Genomic DNA, 18,233 nt, shown 5'->3' on the forward strand with positions numbered 1-18,233 from the left:
TTAAACAGTATATTCGGTAAGAGCGTTAACTTTTTGTTCAGGGATCGCCAGTTACTGGAGATCGCCTGCGGTCAGGTTTTCAGGATCGAAAGCGTGACTGTATTCCAGGTGGTTCCGATGCGCGGTGTTATCGATATTCGAACCGGCTTCAGGACGCGGTGTAGAGTTATTGGCTGCCATTGCGCCAAAGGAGACGGTGGCGGCCAGGATAAAAGCAGTAACTACGCTGATGTTTTTCATTTTTTGTACCTTCTTTCATCAAGGGTCGTTATCGGCGACTTATTTATAAATTACCGCAGTACCGTGCAGCGTATTCGGGCCGGTAATAGAAGTGATGCGGTAAGACTTCGCGCCCATTTCATCGGCTTTCTGTGCCAGTTCTGCTTCCAGTGATGCGATGTTAGTGCCCGCGTTAGCTGAGATATGCCCCACTTTCTGCTGACCGGCGGGAGTCGCATCAACCTGCACCGCAGCGACGCTTGCGAAAGAGAGTGAACTCAGGATGGCGACGGCGAACAGAGCTTTAACGTTTTTCATAATCAGTACCTTCAGTATTCGGTGTAATGAGTGTCGTAAGTAATTACTTAACGATCGATAGACAAATGATAGATGTGATCTGCATCACACGTCAACCTTATTTTTTAATGACCGTTAATATAATTATTAAACCCATATAAATCATTTAGATACATGGAAAAATTTTTTGTATAAAACCTGCTGGTCATCGCTGCCGACTTGTTTTTATAATGATTACTATATAAATCACTGAAAGCAGGGGGCCGAATGACCATGCAGATGACAAGTTGTACGAAGAAAGGCAGGGGACGACCCAAAGTGTTTGACCGTGAGGCCACGCTGGATCGGGCGATGGAATTATTCTGGCAGCACGGCTACGAAGCGACCTCGCTTGCCGATCTGGTAGAGGCGACAGGCGCGAAGGCGCCGACGTTATATGCAGAATTTACTAATAAAGAGGGACTGTTCCGGGCGGTACTGGACCGCTATGTCAGTACCTTTGCCGCCAGGCACAAAGCGCAGTTGTTCTGCGATGAGAAACCCGTGGAGCAGGCCGTGCGTGACTATCTCACCGCGCTGGCCCGTTGCTTTACCAGCACAGATACCCCGGCAGGTTGTTTTCTGATCAATACTTCCGCCACGGTATCGGCATCTTCAGAGCAAATCGCCTGTGCTGTGCGTACCCGTCATGCGCAGGAAGAAAAGATGCTGCTGGCGTTTTTAACGCAACGGCAGGAAAAGGGTGAACTGCCCGCCCACACCGATTTGTCAGCATTGACCGCTTTTATAAGCTGCCTGATCCAGGGGATGTCGGTCAGCGCCCGTGAAGGGGCGTCGCCTGAAGATCTGATGCAAATTATCGATACGACGCTGGCGTTGTGGCCGACGTTAGTTTCGTCTTAAGTCATTAAAATGATTGGTTTTACTGATAAATGGCGATATGGCCGGAAATGTGACCGGATACGATAATAAAAAATTTTCAGATAATTCTGCTAAAAAAGCACAATTTTAAGGCGGTCTGGTATAAACCATCTATAATCTCTATTCATACCTTTGAGGGTGAAAATGTGAACAATGGTTTTTACCGGATCCGGTACAAAGGTATCGTGCAGCTCGCATTCTATACGAATGAAGAAGTAGAAAACCTTGACACCGGTACGCAGACAATGGGTTTCTGGCGCTTTGTTGAGGGCTTTGAAATCGACAACAATGACGAGATTGGTGTACTGGGTGGGCCTTATGACGCCTTTGGAAACTCGCTGACGAGCATTGTATTAAGCAATGAACCTGTTTATACGGGTGGCATTTTCGGCAGCGGCGAACAAACGGAACAAATATAATCTCAGATAGGCCGATCGGACGATCGGCCTTTCTTTTTACTGCTTAAAAGCAGCAGATGAAATTACGCCTGCTGTTCAGCAAGGATCGTCAGTTTCTCATCTGTGGCTTTTTCTTCTTCCAGGGTTTCACCCAGTAAACGGGCAGCTTCTTTATAACCCAGTTTCACCGCCAGTGCGCGAAGCGTACCGTAAGTGGCGATCTCATAGTGCTCGACCTTTTGCGCAGCGCCAATCAAACCAGCGTCACGTACCGGGCCCGCTTCCACAGAATCGATGATTTCCTGGGCTTCCTCGACCAGACCTTCTAACGCATGGCATTTCATTCGCTTAATGCGTACACCCTCAGTTGCTTCCACCAGTTGATCAAGACGCTCAATCTGACCTTGCGTCTCTTCAAGGTGTTGTTTAAACGCGGCGACCAGTTTCTCATCGGTGGCTGCGCGAGCCATTTTCGGCAGGGCACGCGTAATTTGCTTCTCAGCGCTGTAAACGTCTGATAAATCGTGAATGAATAAATCTTCTAAAGTCTTAATGGTCATTTTGTATTCCTTAAATAATCATTGGAGAAACAATCCGCAAATTATGCGGGATTACGCGATGGTCAGATTTCAGTTTAGACGATCCTCAAAATTTGCAATGAAAATAAAAATTTAGATTATGGGATGATTCCTGGTGAAAATCAGGCGGGGGATAATTACGTCACCTGTATAAACTATGTGAAAGTAATACTTCTTTATTAATTGCCGGGCCGGGAAATACCAGAACAGCGGCATGATAAGTTGGCAAGTAAGAATTTTCCTTTAATCCAGTACGGAAAACGATACACTTCAACATACGTTGTAATGAAGTCGTTGAGGAAAGAACGATGCTTTCGAATATCCACACCCGTACCGGGCAGCCGTCGCTGTTCCGGGCAGGTGTCCAGGCCTGTTTCCCTACGCTCCCCGGTTACTGGAGTATCGGTATCGCGGCAGGCGCGATAGGGACGTTATCCGGCTTTTCTGTTGTGCAAATCACGCTGCTGGCAGGGTGTCTTTACGCGGGGTCCGCGCATTTCCTTTTTTACTCCTTATGGGCCGCCGGGGCAGAAACCGCCTCCATCGTGCTGAGCGTGCTGCTCGTCAACCTGCGTTATCTGTTGATGAGTTCCTCTGTCAGCCTCTTTTTCCAGCACAGCACCACGTATCAGAAAATTGTCAGCGGCCTGCTGTTGACCGATGAAACCTTTGGCGTGGCCGTACAGTATGGTAGTGAAGCAGGTGAAATTCCCTTTAAATGGATGCTTGGCCTGAACCTCACGGCCTGGATTAACTGGATCATCTCCTGCGTACTGGGAGCCTGGCTGGCGTCGTCGCTGCCTGCCGCACTGATGGAAGGCCTGAGCTTTAGCCTGGTATCGATGTTTATCGGGCTGATCCTGATGACCTGGTTTGCCAGTAAACGACAACGTCTGGAAACGCTGACTATCGTCACCGCGATGGTCATAACCCTGTTATTTCACTCATGGTCGAACACCAGCCTGGTTGTTATTTTTGCCGCTTCAGCGGCAGCTACTCTGGCCACACTGGTGTTGATCAAAATGGAAAAAAGGGGCAAATAACATGGACAGAAATATTATTCTGGCAATTGCGCTGGTGTCGATTGTTACTGCTGCCATGCGCGTCATGCCGTTATTGTTATTATCCCGTATGCGTTTATCCTTCACGCTGCAACAATGGCTGGCTTTTATTCCCTCCGGAATTATGACTGCCATCGTGGTGACTGAGCTGCTCCAGAAACCAGCGATGACCGCCTCCGGGCTCAGCGTATCGCTGCTGGCGGCGATTGTCGCAACCCTGGTCGGCGCGCTTACCCGCAGCTTATTCGCCACCGTGATTAGCGGTATGGTCGCTTTTTCCGTGCTGCAATTAATGAGCTGGCTATAATTTTTTACCTGTTACTTTTAGTCACAGCTTTTCTGGCGCAGGGGATAACCTCTCCTGCGCCATGGACGGCGGCCAGATCGCGCCATAATAAATGAAATTTGCGCTAAGCGCGTTTTGTAATGTAAAAGCCACAATAATTAAAAGTGAATAGCCCTATTTAACCGTTTTAATTTCGATGATATAAATATTCCGAGCATGTCACATCCCCAATTCAGGTAGTGCGAATTTGCCTAAATGAGATAACTACGCATCCGCCAGCACGTAAAAATGAAATATGCTTAACCGCTGTTGGTTTCTGGATGTAATAGAAACAATAATCTACATGCAATTCGCGAGGCCTGAATGATTATTCTCATTACCCTCAGTCAGAGGCTGTGCCTGTGTTAATGATCGCTGTTCGCTTTCGGGAGCAACGCCAGTAAAAATGATGACTGATGATAAAAAAACCTTTAATCCCAGGGATGTAGACCTGAAACACCTGAACGATCTGCTTAATCATAATTCCGACTGGATTTGGGAAGTGGATGCGCAGGGACGTTATACCTGGTCGTCGGAGGTGGTCACCAGTCTGCTGGGATACACACCGGACGAAGTGATTGGTTGTACGCCCTTTGATTTTATGCCGCCGGGTGAGGCCGAGCGGGTGGCCGGTGCGTTTCTGGCTATTGTGCAGCAGCAGATCCCCTTTTCCGGGCTGGTTAACCGCAATAAGCGGGCGGACGGGGAAGTGATCGTGCTGGAAACCAGCGGCATTCCGCTGTTCGACGAGAAGGGCGAACTGCGTGGCTATCGGGGTGTGGATCGCAATATCTCCACCCTGGGCGAACGCGTCCTGCAACTGGAAACCATCTACGATACCACGCCGGTGGCGCTGTGCATGATCGACCGCAACGGGCAGATGGTGATGTCCAACAAAGCCATGGCGCGGCTGTTAAACCGCACCAGCAATGAAATAAACGGCAAACCTGTTGTTGAGCTGATGCCGGCCTGCTGGCAGCACTTCGAGCGGGATTTTACGCTGGCGGATAGCGGCGCTGAGCTCGCCGGGCGCGAAACCCACTGGGAAGGGCGTACCTTCTCATTGCATCCGGTGCCGGTACATGATGCGGCGGGTAACGTTGTCGGGCTGTCCGTCACCTGGGTGGATGTGACCGAACGGTATCAGGCCGAACAAAAACTGGCGGATGCCAATCAGGTATTACAGCAGCACGCCCAGCATGACTATCTCACCGGGCTGTTTAACCGTCGCTTTATGGACGAGTGCCTGAACCGTGAAATTATCCGCGCCTGTGAAAAGGGCTATTTTCTGTCGGTTTGTCTGGCGGATATTGATTATTTCAAACGCTTTAACGACAGTCAGGGCCACCAGGCAGGGGATGCCTGCCTGCGGGATGTCGCTAACGCGCTGACCGCCGTGCGTCACCGGCCCGATGATAACGTCAGCCGTTACGGCGGCGAAGAGTTTCTGGTCATTTTACCCTGCACCGATCGCGAGGAAGCGCAGGCCATTGCCGAGGGGCTGCGTGAAAGTATTGAGGCGCTGCGGATCCCGAATGCCGCAAGCCCGACCGGTTTTTTAACTATCAGCATCGGCGTCGCCACGCTCAATGGCAGCAAAACGCTGCCGCAGGACAAACCGCTGCCTATTATTGCCAGTGGCTTAATTCGCCGCGCGGATAACGCGCTGTATGCCGCGAAAAATCAGGGCAGAAACCGGGTGGTTATTTCCCGGGAGCCGGAAGGCCATTAGCCCTGCACGTTATACTGATGTTGTTAACCGTTTTTTAGGATCTGGAGCATGATTTCTACCCTGATTTACCGGAGTCGCCTGACAAGCAGCTTTGACCCTTCAAAGCTGGGCGAACTGGTATGCGTCTCCCGGACCCGTAACGCCGCTATGGGTATCTCTGGCATCCTGCTGTTTGACGGTAGCCATTTTTTGCAGGTGCTGGAAGGCCCGCTGGAGAAGGTTAACCAGCTGTACGAAAGCATTAACGCCGATCCACGCCACGACTCCGTGGTCGAACTGATGCGCGACTATGCGCCAAAACGCCATTTCCAGACTAACGGCATGGCGCTGTATGATTTACGCACCGGCAATCCGCGCGCCATCCTGCGCTCGGTGATCAGCGCCGGGGCGCTGAATTTCAGACTCGCCAGCGATGCCCGGGTGTACAAGTTTATTAAGTCCTTTATGCGCGGGCGCTGGCGCGATATCAATCCACGGCTGTCAGAGCCCGCTAACTGGGAATTTGTTGCGGAAAATTTGACCTTCACGCAACCGCAGGCGATGCTGTTTGCCGATCAGCCCTGCCAGTTTGCCATCCAGCCGATTGTCGAGCCGCTGCGCGGGCAAATTAGCTCCTTTGAAGCGCTGATCCGCAGTCCCACCGGCGGTTCGCCTCATGATTATTTTGCCTCCATACCGCCGGGGAAAATTCACGAGGCTGATTTGCTGTCCAAGGAGTATGCTTTTGCGCTTGCGAAAAAAATCGGCATTGGCAGCAATAAACTTTCCATTAACCTGTTGCCGATGTCGCTGGTCAAAATCCCTGACGCGGTAAATATCCTGCTCGATCAAATTACCCGCAACGGCCTGGTGCCGGAACAGGTGATCGTCGAGGTGACGGAAGATGAAGTGATTTCCGGCTACGACGCCTTCGCCTTTGCCATTATGCAACTGCGCTCGGCGGGGATTGGCCTTGCAATCGACGATTTCGGTGCGGGCTTTGCGGGGCTGTCATTATTAACCAAATTCCAGCCCGGCGAGCTGAAAATCGATCGCAGCATTATTACCGATATTCACCTGCACGGCCCGCAGCAGGCGATCCTCAATGCCATCATAAAATGCTGTGCCGAGCTGGAGATCGACGTGGTGGCGGAGGGCGTCGAAAAGGTTGAAGAGTGGTGCTGGCTGGAGGCCGCAGGCATTAAACATTTCCAGGGATATTTATTTGCGCGTCCGGGTCTCAACCGTGTACCGCCAATCCGCTGGCCGGTAAAAATCAAAAACTGACGCCGCTTTTTCCATCCTGTTGATTTATCTGCGCCTTAACCCTAAAGATCCGCCCGATAATGCCGTTATGCTTTGCAGGGTTATATTTAATGTCTGGCAAGGATCCGCATTATGGAAAATAAACACCAACTGCTGGCTACGCGTCTTGGGGAAATTCTCGGGCGTTTTAATAATGGCGAGACGCTGTACGTAAACCAACTGGCGGAAGAGTATGGCGTGCATCCGCGCACCATTAAGCGCGATATTCTCGAACGCCTGAGTTTTCTGGATATTGAGCCACAGGCGGAACGCGGCGGTTACAAAATTGCGCCCGGACTGCTGGGACGCTTCGATGCCAACAGCATCGATCTCTTTGCGCGGCTGGCGGGCGTCAGCGAACTGTTTCCGGGCTTTAATAAGCGCATGCTGTCATCCATGCATTCGGCCACCGCCAGTCAGACCATCACGGTACACGGGCATCGCTATATTGACAGCGAACTTCAGGCCGTTCACTTTTCCCGTTTACAGCGCGCCATTGACGAGCACTGCTGCGTCAACTTCCGCTACCTGCGTCGTAACGAGGAGCGCCGTTATGCGGTGGAGCCTTATCAGCTCACCAATCTGAACGGCATCTGGTACCTGGCGGCGCGTCATGAAAACCGCATGAAAAACTTCACCTTAACCAAGATCACCGCGCTGGATTGTACCTTTGAAACCTTTGAGCCGGATGGAGAACTACTGGCAAAAATGCGTCAGGAACCGAGCGTGTGGGGCGTGGAAGATAAGTTCAGCGTGACGCTCAGCGTGGCGCCGGAGGTGGCGGAGTATTTCCAGCGCCGGGATCTGCTCAACGAGCAGGTGATCGAACAGCACACCGCCGATGGCGGCCTGATCGTCACCACTCAGGTGGCGCATAAAAAAGAGATCCTGCCGGTGGTGCAGTACTGGATCCCGCACCTGAAGATCCTCGCACCTGCATCACTGCAAAGCGAAATGGAAGCGGAGATCAAAAGCTGGCTGACGGCGTAAACGCGTTTCAGGTCAGCGGCACGCGCGGCTTCACCAGGCCGTGCAGCGCCGGATTATCGCTTTCATCCTTTAGTTTTACGCCGGTCAGACGGCGTAAAAACGCCTGCTCCAGCAGCCATGCCAGCTTAAACGCCGCCGCGTCGTGGCACAGCCCTTCCGGACGGATATTGGAAATGCAGTTGCGCTCCGACTCCAGCCGCGTGCGGCCCGGTTTCCACGTCAGGTAAACGCCCAGGCTGTCCGGCGACGACAGGCCGGGGCGCTCGCCAATCAAAATCGCCACCGCCTTGCTGTTCAGCGTTTCGCCGATGTCATCCCCCAGCGCGACCCGTGACTGATGCGCCAGCACCACAGGCGCGAGGGACAATCCTAGCGTGTGCAGATACGGCAGCAGGGCGGCGATCAGCGGCACCGCCTGGCGATGCACCGCATGGGACGAGAGCCCGTCGCCAATCACCAGCAGCAGATCGTGTGCGGCAACGGGATGATCACGCAGTGCGTCACGGCTTTCCTCACTCAATTTGCGGCCCAGATCCGGGCGATTTAAATAAATATGCCGATCCGCCGCCGCGCTGTGAACGGTCAGGGTTTGCAGGCCGAGCGCCGCTAATTCGTTTTCCAGCGAGCGGCTGTCAAAGGGCTGGTGGATGGCGTCGCGCGCCTGCGCATGGGCGAGACCAAAATTCAGTACCTCGCGGGTTGGCAGGCTGGCCCCGCTGCGGCCGAGGGCGATACGCGCATCGGTAAATTCCCGCAACAGTGACCAGGCATCGGGATTTTTCATACTGTCGCTCCCTGCGGCAGAATGCTGAGCAACGGGTGACTGGCACCGGTTAAGCGCAGCTGGCCGCTATTGTCGATGATCTGCATGCGGGTCAGCCATTCGCCGAACTCCGGGGCATGTTTCAGGCCGAGCAGACGCCGGGCGTAGAGCGCATCGTGAAAGGAGGTGCTCTGATAATTGAGCATGATGTCATCCGCGCCCGGCACGCCAATCAGGAAGGTCAGCCCGGCGTTGCACAGCAGCGTCAGCAGGGTATCCATATCATCCTGATCCGCCTCGGCATGGTTGGTGTAGCAGACGTCGCAGCCAATCGGCAGTCCCATCAGTTTGCCGCAGAAGTGATCTTCCAGCCCGGCGCGGATGATCTGTTTGCCGTCATAGAGATATTCCGGGCCAATAAAGCCCACCACGGTATTCACCAGCAGGGGATCAAAATGCCGCGCCACCGCGTAGGCCCGCGCTTCGCAGGTTTGCTGATCGACGCCGTGATGCGCTCCCGCCGACAGGCAACTGCCCTGGCCGGTTTCAAAATACATCAGGTTACTGCCGAGCGTACCCCGTCCAAGACTCAGCGCCGCCTCCTGCGCCTCGCGCAGCAACGCCAGATTGATGCCAAAACCGCTGTTCGCCGCTTCGGTGCCTGCCACCGACTGAAATACCAGATCGACAGGCGCGCCGCGTTCGATCAGTTGCAGCGTGTTGGTGACGTGCGTCAGCACGCAGGACTGGGTGGGGATCGCAAAGCGGTCAATGATATCCGCCATCATATGATTCAGTCGCTCCAGCACCGGCAGGCTGTCGCTGGCGGGATTAATTCCCACTACCGCGTCACCCGCGCCGTACAGCAGGCCGTCGAGCATACTGGCGGCATTGCCTTTTAAATCGTCCGTGGGGTGATTCGGTTGCAGGCGCACGCTAAGGTGCCCCGGCAGACCGATGGTGTTGCGAAAACGAGTGATCACCCGGCATTTACTGGCGGCGAGGATCAGATCCTGGTTGCGCATAATTTTGCTGACGGCCGCCGCCATTTCCGGCGTGATGGCGCGGGCGACGCGGCTTAATGTCTGCGTGTCGGTACTGTCCTCCAGTAGCCAGTCGCGAAAATCTCCCACCGTCAGGTGACTGATGTCGCGAAATGCTTCCTGGTCATGGGTATCGATAATCAGCCGGGTGACTTCGTCCTGCTCGTAGGGGATAAGCGGATCCGCAAGGATGTTACGCAGCGGCACCTCCGCCAGCGCCATTTTTGCCGCCATGCGCTCTTCCGCAGACTCTGCGCTGACACCCGCCAGCACATCCCCGGAGCGCGCCGGGGACGCTTTCGCCAGCAGATCTTTCAGGCTGGCGAAGCGGTAGGTCCGGTGCGCCAGAGTGGTTTTATACATGGTGTCTCCTCAGGAGAGCGCCCGCAATTGCGGATCCAGCGCCGCCTGCTCGCGGGCCGACGCGGTTTTGCGAAACCACAGATAACCCGCGAGCATCATGGCGGCAAAAATCAGCGCCAGCAGCGGGTTATACCAGACCATCGCCACCAGACAGAGCACCGCCATTGCGAGCGCGAAGGCTGGCGCATACGGGAACAGCGGCGCGCGAAATGGCCGGATCAGCCGGGGTTCGCTGCGGCGCAGTTTGAACAGCGCGGCCATGGAAGTGATATACATAACAATAGCGCCAAATACCGACATCGTCACAATGCAGGCGGTAAGCGGCATACCGCTGATGGTGATGAGCGAATCGGAGAAGATCGCCGCGATCCCCACCACGCCGCCCGCGAGGATCGCCAGATGAGGCGTGCGGGTGCGGCGGTTAAGGGTGGCGAGCCGCGCCGGTAAGTAACCCGCCCTGGCCAGAGAGTAGATCTGGCGGGAATAGCCCATGATGATGCCGTGAAATGACGCCACCAGGCCAAACAGCCCGAGCCACACCAGCATGTGCAGCCAGCCACTGCTGCTGCCGACCACCGCTTTCATCGCCTGCGGCAGCGGATCGTTAATGTTCGACAGGGCGCGCCAGTCGCCGACGCCGCCGGCAAATATCATCACGCCGACTGCCAGCACGGTGAGCGTCAGAATACCGCCGCCCAGCGCGCGGGGAATGGTGCGCTGGGGATCTTTGGCTTCTTCGGCCGCCATGGATGCGCCTTCGATGGCGAGGAAAAACCAGATGGCAAAGGGGATTGCGGCAAACATCCCCGGCAGCGCCAGGCTGCTGAAGCTTTCCGCGCCAGCCCAGCCGTGGGCGGTAAAGTTGTCCCATGAGAAGCCAGGCGCAACCACGCCCATAAACACCAGCAGTTCGAAAATCGCCAGCAGGGTGACGATCAGCTCAAAGGTGGCGGCGATGCCGACGCCCATAATGTTCAGCGTCATAAAGATGACGTAAGCGCCGCAGGCCACCCATTTTGGATCGAGCGACGGGAACTGAACGTTGAGGTAGGCGCCAATCGCCATGGCGATCGCCGGTGGCGCAAACACGAATTCTATCAGCGTGGCGAATCCGGCAATAAACCCGCCGGTCGGCCCGAAGGCGCGATACGCATACGCAAAAGGCCCACCGGCATGAGGAATGGCGGTGGTAAGCTCCGTAAAGCTAAAAATAAAGGCGCAGTACATGGCGGCGATCAGCAGGGCGACAATCAAAAACCCGAGCGTGCCCGCCTGCGACCAGCCGTAGCTCCAGCCGAAATATTCCCCTGAAATCACCAGTCCAACAGCAATGCCCCACAGACGGAAGCTGCCGAGCGTTCTTTTTAAGGTGGTTGTTTCTGTGTTCATCGTGAAGTGCCTCGCCATTAAACCCAGTCGGAAAAGGCGTTGCAAAGGCGATGCCAGAAATAAACCTCATCATTTTCATGTGGATAGCGTAAAGGTGAACACCCACTGCACCGTCATGAACGTTATGACGGTGCAGTTTGCTCCGGCGTAGTGAAAGGGCGATTAAAATATCCAGGTGAGATCAAGCGCCGCATTGACGCCAGTATAGTTTTCCAGCGGCATATCGTACCACTGCTTGCCGAGGGTAATGCCCAGCACCCAGTGCGCATTCAGAGGCTGTACGCGGCGCAGGCTGACGCTTTGCGTGGTGCCGGTGTAGCTCTCCGGCGCCCAGTCATAGTTATAGGCACCGCTGCCCCAGGCAAACCACATCTGGGTGCTGCCTTTGCCAGCGGCGTCGTTGAGTTTCAGCGACACCACATGACTGTAGCTGTCCCCGGCGCCGTGTGAGTCGTACCAGGTATAACGCCAGTTGGTGATGGTCGGCCCCGCGTAATACGTTAACCCTGCGGACCAGGCGTCCACATCGACGCCGCCATAATACCGGGCAGTGCGATAGCCTCCCGTGACCAGCAGTGGTTTAAGCACTTTGAGCGTTACATCCTGCTGGAGATCCTGGCGGGCGAAAACGGGCGTATCTTCTGCCAGCGCGATGCTGCTGCGGGTGGACAGCCTGTCATTCCAGCGATGCCAGAGGGACGCGCGGCCCCGCACGCTGTGATAGCGCTCACCGGCCGCGTATTCCCGCTCCCCTTCGCTGAGATTAACCACCAGCGCGCCCTTATCCAGCGTATTTTTGATTTCAGCAAACAGCATATTCCGCGAACCATGGGAGCCGGAATAGTCGTTAAAATCATAGCCGGCGGTCAGGCTGGTGAGCTCCGCGTGCAACGGCGCGCACATCAGGGTTGCCGTTATTGCCAGCGCAATTCGCCTCATCTGTCATCTCCTTATGAATGATTTCCTGTTTCAGGCTGTAGCGGCCGGATGGCAGATTTTTCTCCACCAGAATACGCGGCCCCAGCAGGGTATCCGGCGCGATTATGCGTCCCGGCAAAATGATCACCTGGATGCCCAGCCGCGCACCCCGGCCAATCCAGGCGCCGAGCTTTTCACAGCCGGTGTCGATCCGCTCTCCTGCTATATCGACGCTGACGGTTTTGCCATCAAGCCGGTGGTTGCTGGTGCGTACCTGCGCCCCCAGATAGGCGTCCTGCCCGATCGCCGAGTCGGCAATAAAACATTGCGGCCCAATGGCGACGTTCTTTTCAATGACCGCGTTTTTGATTTCAGTGGCGAAGCCCACCCTGACATTGTTGCTCAGCACGCTGCCGGGACGAATAAAGGCGTAGTTGCCGATCAGGCAATGAGCGCCTATCACCGCGGGCCCCTGGATCACCGCGCCGTGGCAAATTTTTGTGCCCTGGCCGATGCGGACTTCCCCCGCGCTTTCGTCGATCAGCGCCGTCGGGGCAATCTCCACAGGAGCGGTTGCCGAAGGCTCAAGCCTGAGATAGCTGATCATCAGCGGCGACAGGTTTGCCGGTTGAAGCGGGCGGCGTTTCCACCACGGCAGCATAACGGGTGGGTTTGTCGCGCTGAGGTTCACGTCCAGTGAAAAAGGCAATAATTCCATAAACCATCCATATGGCGTAGGCCAGTAATACGTAAAACACAGAGAGAGGTGCCAGCGGAATTAATAGCCAGCAGCGATGATACCAGGCGCTGAAGGTGCCGATCACACAGACGATCCCCACCCAGATCAGCGGGAAGACAGACTCCACAATCCCTATGGGCCCGTGCGTAATGATGCTCCACGTCCAGACCATCGCGTAGGTCATGACGCCGTAAATCACCACCAGCACCATGGGCAGGATTGAAAATATGCCGAAGCGGCTTAAGATCAGCGATTTATGCAAACGCATGCAGACGGCGTAACCCACAATCCAGCGTCGCCAGCGTTTCCACTCATCCCGAAAGGTATTGCACTCCTGGGGGTAAACCACGCAGCGATTGGCCTGGCGGATGCAATAACCGTTGGCGATCAGCGTCCAGGAGAGATCGAGATCTTCAACTTTGGTGCGATCGGAAAAGCCATATTTACGCAGTACCCGGGTACGGAACATGCCGCAGGCCCCGCTGATGATGAAGGGCGCGCCGCCGAGAAACTGCTGTAAGGTGCGTTTCATGACGATCATCGGCAGCTTTACCGTGGCGCGAATATGGGGAAGAATGCCTGCACCCTGAAGGTGGGTTGATGGGATACCGCCAACGGCATCCGCGCCGCTGTCAATTTCCGCCAGCATGTAGCCGATCCCGTCCTGATCGTAGGGCACCCAGGTGTCGGCATCGCTCAGAAAAACCTGATCGCAGGTGGCGTATTGCAGACCATTCATCAGCGCGCCGCCTTTACCGGTATTTTTTTGCGTCACGGCTATAAAACGGTCGCCCCATTTTTTTTTCACCTGCGCCATTACGGCTTCTGTATTATCGGTTGAGCCATCATTGACGCAAATGACCGTGCGGAAATAAGGATTACGCAGCAGATTATCCAGTGACTGGGCGAGGCAGGGGCCTTCGTTATAGGCGGGAATAATGGCATCCACTTCACCATATCGCCGGCTGGGTTTTTTATTTAAGCGCAGCAGGATCCAGCAAAGGATAGTGATACTCATCATAATAAAAATGATAGTTTTCATTTTTTCTCACAAAATCATTTTTTGCACAACGAAACCTTCGCACAAATTCATGCCTGCCTGTAAACCACGAAATTGAGCCAGCGCTCTTATGGACTCAGGCTGCATATAATCGCGATGTTTCTGGCTTTGATGAAATTTAAGGGCGGCAATTTTATTCGTCAGCGCCTTCTCATCAAACTCTTCAAAGGCTTGCGGAATAAAAGACAGACGACAGCTTGGCGTTTCATAACACAATATTTGCGGTATGGTGCGACAGGCGACCATCGAGGCCTGATAGGTTGCGCGGTGGTCCTGATGGCGGTCTTTGTCGTGCATGGTGTAAGTACGCACAAACCTGATACCAGCGTCTTCCTGTGCTTTTATCACTTCACCGATGCTGTTGATAATGGCATCCAGATAATGATCGGTGCGGGTATCCTGATAATGAAACGGAAATAAATCCTGACAGCCCAGCGTGTTCAGCGCCAGCCGGGATTCATCATGACGGCTTATTCCCGCAGGGCAACCGGCATTACCCGCAGTAAGAATAATAGCGGTAATGTGAAAGCCTTTTGCAGCAAGATTAGCCAGGGTCGCACCGCAGCCAAGTTCAATATCATCCGGGTGCGCGCCAATTGCCAGAATACCAGGTTTACGGTTTTGTATAAAATGATCAGAAATACCGACGTGCATTTTACTATCCACAATAGTCATCCTTTATTGTAGTTTTTTTGTTGTTTTTATAATGGTGCGGGTGCGCGGGCTATTGTGTTTCTGAACGTAGTAAAATGTCCTTTGTCGATAGTTTGCATCTTATAAACAACAGGCATGATTTTATCTTGAATAAAATTAGAAGTTGAGAACGTTAACGATATTAATTTGGGGTAGGGTAAGTGTCAATCATTATGTTTTAGTGCATCTTTTAACAAGATTTATTAATTGTCTGGTAAATATATCCCTGCGCTCTTTTTCACAATTTTTAGGATTCTATTTAGATAAAAATGATGCGCTATTCACGAAAAAGGGATTGTTTTATTAAGTGAATGGCATCAACCCTCTCTTAAGCCAAAGTATGAGGGAAAATTAATTTTGTAAACATTCACCGGTGAAATGAAAAAAATGTCACACCATTAACCGAAAAATGGCGTCTTTCCCGGCGGGAAGACGCTGCAGGTTTAACGGTGCACCCCAATGTAGCGCTCGTAGCGATTGGTTTTAAGATAGGTGAGATCCACCAGCACCAGCCCGTCCACGCAGTGGTTAAAATCGGGATCGCTGCCGAAATCAATAAACTGCACGCCGCCCGGCTCGCACAGCTCGGAATACTGTTTGTACAGCGGGGGAATGCCGCAGCCCAGATTGCCGAGCAGGGATTTCAGGCGCGTAAGATCGGAGGTGTAATCTTCGCCGGTAAACTGTGCCAGCACATCCGGCAGACTGGCAGGATAAGGGCGGCGCGAGGCGGCGAAGGGGTGCGCAGGCGGGAACCACAGGCGGTAAAAGGCCACCAGCAAATCCCGCGCGGCGGGAGGCAGACCGCCGGAAATGGAAACCGGTCCAAACAGATAGCGATACTGCGGAAAACGCGCCAGATACGCCCCGATACCGGACCATAAATAGTCCAGACCCCGGCGTCCCCAGTAGCGCGGCTGAATAAAACTGCGCCCCAGTTCGATGCCCTGTTGCAGAATATCGGCCATTTTGTCGTCGTAATGGAACAGGCTGTGGCTGTAAAGCCCTTCGATGCCCTGTGCGTTAAGGGCGCTGGCAGCAGGCTTAAAACGGTATGCGCCAACCACTTCCAGATCCGCTTCATCCCACAGGATCAGATGCAGATAGTCATCATCGTAGCGATCCGTGTCACGGCGTTTACCGCTGCCTTCGCCCACCGCGCGAAAGGCGATCTCACGCAGGCGGCCCAGTTCGCGCAGGATCGGCGCATCTTCTTCGCCGTTGCGCTGCCATAAATAGATGGTTTTTCCGTCCGCGGTTTGCCCCAGGCATTCGGCTTTGCCCAGCGCCCGCTTCAGGGTGAGACGATCTTCCGGACGGGCAATGGCGCACTCGGTTCGCAAGATGCCGGGCTGGTTTTTGCTTAAATGCATCAGGTGCTGACGGCATTTTTCGGCCATCTCCCGCGAGGCGCTTTGCGGACTGTACCAGCTATCCCAGGGAATGCGCTGGCCGATGTTGATCGGCAGGCTGCTGTTGCGACGGCGGAACATCTGTTGCATTAGCAGCAGCAACGGCAGCGTGCGGGAAATCAGCGTACTGGCGTAAAACAGCGCGCTGTTGTGGGCACGGATATGCACCGGCAGCAGCGGAGCGCGGAATTTCGCCGCCATTTTGACAAAACCCGCCTGCCAGCTGCGATCGCGTATGCCGCTGCGGGTCAGGCGCGACACTTCCCCCGCCGGAAAGAAGATCAGCACGCCGCCATCCTGTAACTGATTTTCCATCTGTTGCAGCGAGGCTTTTCGCGTGCGCCCGCCCAGATTATCGACCGGAATAAACAACGAGCTCAGCGGCTCCAGATGGCTCAGCATGCGATTGGTGACCACTTTTACATCGCGGCGCACGCGGGAGACGGCATACAGCAGGGCCAGGCCGTCAAGCGTACCGGTAGGGTGGTTGGCGACGATCACCAGCGGGCCATGTTCGGGGATTTGTTCAAGGTCGTGAGCGGAAATGGTGCAGCGGATCTGTAAGTGTTCAAGCACCTGCTCGACCATCTCCAGCCCTTTCAGATGACGATGCCGGGCGGCGAATTGCTGAAACTCTTCTTCATAGAACAGACGTCGCAACGCATTTTTTTGCCAGGGCGCCGGTCTGGCCTGCGGCCAGAGGTCGTCGAGTACATTATCGAGGCTAAACATGTTGGCTCCTCCTCCCGTCCTGATGCAGACAGTAGAAGGGCATGATGACGTTTACATTTCAGCGGTATGAATAAATAAAATCGTTAAGCGGGAATATAAAAGGCATAAAAAAGGCGGGATACCCCCGCCCTGTTGATTAGAGGATCTTGCGTTCCGCCAGATCCAGCGCGAAGTAACTGAAGATCAGATCTGCGCCGGCGCGTTTGATCGCGCCCAGGCTTTCGAGGATCACTTTATCTTCATCAATCGCGCCCGCCTGAGCGGCGAATTTGATCATCGCGTACTCGCCACTTACCTGGTATGCGCCAAGCGGCAGCTGCGTGCGTTCACGAATATCGCGCAGAATGTCCAGATAGGCGCCAGCCGGTTTCACCATCAGGCAGTCTGCGCCCTGGGCTTCGTCGAGCAGGGATTCGCGGATCGCTTCACGACGGTTCATGGGGTTCATCTGATAGGTTTTACGATCGCCTTTCAGCGCGGTACCGGCGGCTTCGCGAAACGGGCCGTAAAACGAAGAGGCGAATTTGGTGGAGTAGGACATGATGGCGGTATCGTTGAAGCCAGCCGCATCAAGCGCCTGACGTATCGCCTGTACCTGACCATCCATCGCGGCGGACGGGGCGATAAAATCAGCGCCGGCGGCCGCGGCGACTACCGCCTGCTTGCCAAGATTGATGAGGGTTGCGTCGTTATCGACACCGTGCTCGCAAAGCACACCGCAGTGGCCGTGGGAGGTGTATTCACAAAAACAGGTGTCGGACATCACGATCATTTCCGGCACGGCATCTTTTGCGATCCGCGACATACGCGCCACCAGACCGTCTTCTTTCCAGGCATCGCTGCCGGTGGCATCAGTGTGGTGTGATATGCCGAAGGTCATCACCGAGCGGATCCCGGCCTTCGCAATGCGTTCAATTTCGCGGGCGAGAAACTTCTCCGGTATGCGCATCACGCCCGGCATGGCATCGATGGCCTTGTAGTCGGCAAGTTCTTCTTCAACAAAAATTGGTAACACCAGGTCGTTAAGGCTCAGTGTTGTCTCTTCAAACATGGCGCGGAGTGCGGGTGATTTGCGCAGACGGCGCGGGCGGGTGATTAAGTCGGTCATGATTTGCCTGATGTTGGTGGGACACCATGGCATTTTACCTCAATTTGACCGTGATGTTTCACCAAACTGGCCTTACAGACCGCCGTGGCAGACTGGCGTAACGTGAACTCGTAATATATTTACTGCACTATAAATTCGCATTCATATATTTATTTGCTAACTACGTTTTTCATTTTTATAAATAATTATAGGTTTGCTAAATGACGAT

At 54.3% G+C, this 18,233-nt stretch carries 19 protein-coding genes; 7 read left to right on the plus strand and 12 right to left on the minus strand.

What is annotated here, in order from left to right:
- Positions 1-51 precede the first annotated feature (51 nt).
- Positions 52-240: a hypothetical protein gene (locus BMF08_RS10080; RefSeq protein WP_072567465.1), complete on the minus strand. Its 189-nt coding sequence runs from the start codon at positions 238-240 to the stop codon at positions 52-54.
- 39 nt (positions 241-279) lie between these two features.
- Complete coding sequence (gene bhsA / locus BMF08_RS10085; RefSeq protein ID WP_072567466.1) at positions 280-537, minus strand: multiple stress resistance protein BhsA; 258 nt, start codon at positions 535-537, stop codon at positions 280-282.
- 246 nt (positions 538-783) lie between these two features.
- Here bhsA and BMF08_RS10090 point away from each other — a divergent pair, with 246 nt between their 5' ends.
- Entirely contained in the window at positions 784-1,419 is a 636-nt protein-coding gene (locus tag BMF08_RS10090) for a TetR/AcrR family transcriptional regulator (RefSeq protein WP_072567467.1), read from the plus strand.
- A gap of 164 nt (positions 1,420-1,583) precedes the next feature.
- Positions 1,584-1,856 (plus strand): hypothetical protein, encoded by a 273-nt coding sequence (locus tag BMF08_RS10095; RefSeq protein ID WP_072567468.1) that lies wholly within the window; start codon positions 1,584-1,586, stop codon positions 1,854-1,856.
- Between the two features lie 62 nt (positions 1,857-1,918).
- Here BMF08_RS10095 and BMF08_RS10100 read toward each other — a convergent pair whose 3' ends face one another.
- Positions 1,919-2,395, minus strand: a complete 477-nt coding sequence (locus BMF08_RS10100; RefSeq protein ID WP_072567469.1) for a YciE/YciF ferroxidase family protein — start codon at positions 2,393-2,395, stop codon at positions 1,919-1,921.
- 326 nt (positions 2,396-2,721) lie between these two features.
- On the opposite strand from BMF08_RS10100, the gene BMF08_RS10105 reads away from it, so the two are divergent.
- From BMF08_RS10105 to BMF08_RS10125, 5 genes are all read left to right on the plus strand, one after another.
- The gene (locus BMF08_RS10105; RefSeq protein WP_072567470.1) at positions 2,722-3,456 is read left to right on the plus strand and encodes an AzlC family ABC transporter permease; all 735 of its coding nucleotides are present in this window, start codon (positions 2,722-2,724) and stop codon (positions 3,454-3,456) included.
- Between the two features lies 1 nt (position 3,457).
- Positions 3,458-3,781: an AzlD domain-containing protein gene (locus BMF08_RS10110; protein WP_072567471.1), complete on the plus strand. Its 324-nt coding sequence runs from the start codon at positions 3,458-3,460 to the stop codon at positions 3,779-3,781.
- Between the two features lie 424 nt (positions 3,782-4,205).
- On the plus strand, positions 4,206-5,531 hold the full coding sequence (locus BMF08_RS10115; RefSeq protein ID WP_234007221.1) for a sensor domain-containing diguanylate cyclase: 1,326 nt from the start codon (positions 4,206-4,208) through the stop codon (positions 5,529-5,531).
- 48 nt (positions 5,532-5,579) lie between these two features.
- Positions 5,580-6,797: a diguanylate phosphodiesterase gene (locus BMF08_RS10120; RefSeq protein WP_072567473.1), complete on the plus strand. Its 1,218-nt coding sequence runs from the start codon at positions 5,580-5,582 to the stop codon at positions 6,795-6,797.
- 111 nt (positions 6,798-6,908) lie between these two features.
- Entirely contained in the window at positions 6,909-7,805 is an 897-nt protein-coding gene (locus BMF08_RS10125; RefSeq protein WP_072567474.1) for a helix-turn-helix transcriptional regulator, read from the plus strand.
- Positions 7,806-7,812: 7 nt separating this feature from the next.
- Here BMF08_RS10125 and eutC read toward each other — a convergent pair whose 3' ends face one another.
- From eutC to hemB, 9 genes are all read right to left on the minus strand, one after another.
- Complete coding sequence (gene eutC / locus BMF08_RS10130; RefSeq protein ID WP_072567475.1) at positions 7,813-8,589, minus strand: ethanolamine ammonia-lyase subunit EutC; 777 nt, start codon at positions 8,587-8,589, stop codon at positions 7,813-7,815.
- The gene (locus tag BMF08_RS10135) at positions 8,586-9,974 is read right to left on the minus strand and encodes an ethanolamine ammonia-lyase subunit EutB (RefSeq protein WP_072567476.1); all 1,389 of its coding nucleotides are present in this window, start codon (positions 9,972-9,974) and stop codon (positions 8,586-8,588) included. Before BMF08_RS10135 ends, eutC begins: the two co-directional genes overlap by 4 nt.
- Positions 9,975-9,983: 9 nt before the next feature.
- Entirely contained in the window at positions 9,984-11,363 is a 1,380-nt protein-coding gene (eat, locus tag BMF08_RS10140) for an ethanolamine permease (RefSeq protein ID WP_072567477.1), read from the minus strand.
- A gap of 162 nt (positions 11,364-11,525) precedes the next feature.
- A complete protein-coding gene (locus BMF08_RS10145) occupies positions 11,526-12,302 on the minus strand; it encodes a YaiO family outer membrane beta-barrel protein (protein WP_072567478.1) in 777 nt (258 codons plus the stop codon).
- Positions 12,217-12,888: an acetyltransferase gene (locus BMF08_RS10150; protein WP_083580891.1), complete on the minus strand. Its 672-nt coding sequence runs from the start codon at positions 12,886-12,888 to the stop codon at positions 12,217-12,219. Before BMF08_RS10150 ends, BMF08_RS10145 begins: the two co-directional genes overlap by 86 nt.
- A complete protein-coding gene (locus BMF08_RS10155; protein WP_072567479.1) occupies positions 12,866-14,062 on the minus strand; it encodes a glycosyltransferase in 1,197 nt (398 codons plus the stop codon). Before BMF08_RS10155 ends, BMF08_RS10150 begins: the two co-directional genes overlap by 23 nt.
- 6 nt (positions 14,063-14,068) lie before the next feature.
- On the minus strand, positions 14,069-14,734 hold the full coding sequence (locus BMF08_RS10160) for a PIG-L deacetylase family protein (protein ID WP_072567480.1): 666 nt from the start codon (positions 14,732-14,734) through the stop codon (positions 14,069-14,071).
- 482 nt (positions 14,735-15,216) lie between these two features.
- Positions 15,217-16,917 carry a lysophospholipid acyltransferase family protein gene (locus BMF08_RS10165; protein WP_072567481.1) on the minus strand — a complete coding sequence of 567 codons (1,701 nt, stop codon included), beginning with the start codon at positions 16,915-16,917 and terminating at the stop codon, positions 15,217-15,219.
- A 136-nt stretch (positions 16,918-17,053) separates the two neighbouring features.
- Positions 17,054-18,025, minus strand: coding sequence for a porphobilinogen synthase (gene hemB / locus BMF08_RS10170; RefSeq protein WP_072567482.1), 972 nt, complete (start codon positions 18,023-18,025; stop codon positions 17,054-17,056).
- Between the last annotated feature and the right edge of the window lie 208 nt (positions 18,026-18,233).

The sequence above is a fragment of the Enterobacter sp. SA187 genome (genome assembly GCF_001888805.2).
In the GTDB taxonomy this organism is placed as follows: Bacteria; Pseudomonadota; Gammaproteobacteria; order Enterobacterales; family Enterobacteriaceae; genus Enterobacter_D.

What these genes read in the sequence shown, in the direction of transcription:
- BMF08_RS10120 (WP_072567473.1), top strand. Translation starts at nt 5,580, where the DNA reads ATGATTTCTACCCTGATTTACCGGAGTCGCCTGACAAGCAGCTTTGAC.
- BMF08_RS10125 (WP_072567474.1), top strand. Translation starts at nt 6,909, where the DNA reads ATGGAAAATAAACACCAACTGCTGGCTACGCGTCTTGGGGAAATTCTC.
- BMF08_RS10105 (WP_072567470.1), top strand. Translation starts at nt 2,722, where the DNA reads ATGCTTTCGAATATCCACACCCGTACCGGGCAGCCGTCGCTGTTCCGG.
- BMF08_RS10145 (WP_072567478.1), bottom strand. Translation starts at nt 12,302, where the DNA reads ATGAGGCGAATTGCGCTGGCAATAACGGCAACCCTGATGTGCGCGCCG.
- eutC (WP_072567475.1), bottom strand. Translation starts at nt 8,589, where the DNA reads ATGAAAAATCCCGATGCCTGGTCACTGTTGCGGGAATTTACCGATGCG.
- BMF08_RS10155 (WP_072567479.1), bottom strand. Translation starts at nt 14,062, where the DNA reads ATGAAAACTATCATTTTTATTATGATGAGTATCACTATCCTTTGCTGG.
- eat (WP_072567477.1), bottom strand. Translation starts at nt 11,363, where the DNA reads ATGAACACAGAAACAACCACCTTAAAAAGAACGCTCGGCAGCTTCCGT.
- BMF08_RS10165 (WP_072567481.1), bottom strand. Translation starts at nt 16,917, where the DNA reads ATGTTTAGCCTCGATAATGTACTCGACGACCTCTGGCCGCAGGCCAGA.
- hemB (WP_072567482.1), bottom strand. Translation starts at nt 18,025, where the DNA reads ATGACCGACTTAATCACCCGCCCGCGCCGTCTGCGCAAATCACCCGCA.
- BMF08_RS10100 (WP_072567469.1), bottom strand. Translation starts at nt 2,395, where the DNA reads ATGACCATTAAGACTTTAGAAGATTTATTCATTCACGATTTATCAGAC.
- BMF08_RS10080 (WP_072567465.1), bottom strand. Translation starts at nt 240, where the DNA reads ATGAAAAACATCAGCGTAGTTACTGCTTTTATCCTGGCCGCCACCGTC.
- BMF08_RS10135 (WP_072567476.1), bottom strand. Translation starts at nt 9,974, where the DNA reads ATGTATAAAACCACTCTGGCGCACCGGACCTACCGCTTCGCCAGCCTG.
- BMF08_RS10110 (WP_072567471.1), top strand. Translation starts at nt 3,458, where the DNA reads ATGGACAGAAATATTATTCTGGCAATTGCGCTGGTGTCGATTGTTACT.
- BMF08_RS10090 (WP_072567467.1), top strand. Translation starts at nt 784, where the DNA reads ATGACCATGCAGATGACAAGTTGTACGAAGAAAGGCAGGGGACGACCC.
- BMF08_RS10160 (WP_072567480.1), bottom strand. Translation starts at nt 14,734, where the DNA reads ATGCACGTCGGTATTTCTGATCATTTTATACAAAACCGTAAACCTGGT.
- bhsA (WP_072567466.1), bottom strand. Translation starts at nt 537, where the DNA reads ATGAAAAACGTTAAAGCTCTGTTCGCCGTCGCCATCCTGAGTTCACTC.
- BMF08_RS10150 (WP_083580891.1), bottom strand. Translation starts at nt 12,888, where the DNA reads ATGATCAGCTATCTCAGGCTTGAGCCTTCGGCAACCGCTCCTGTGGAG.
- BMF08_RS10115 (WP_234007221.1), top strand. Translation starts at nt 4,206, where the DNA reads ATGATGACTGATGATAAAAAAACCTTTAATCCCAGGGATGTAGACCTG.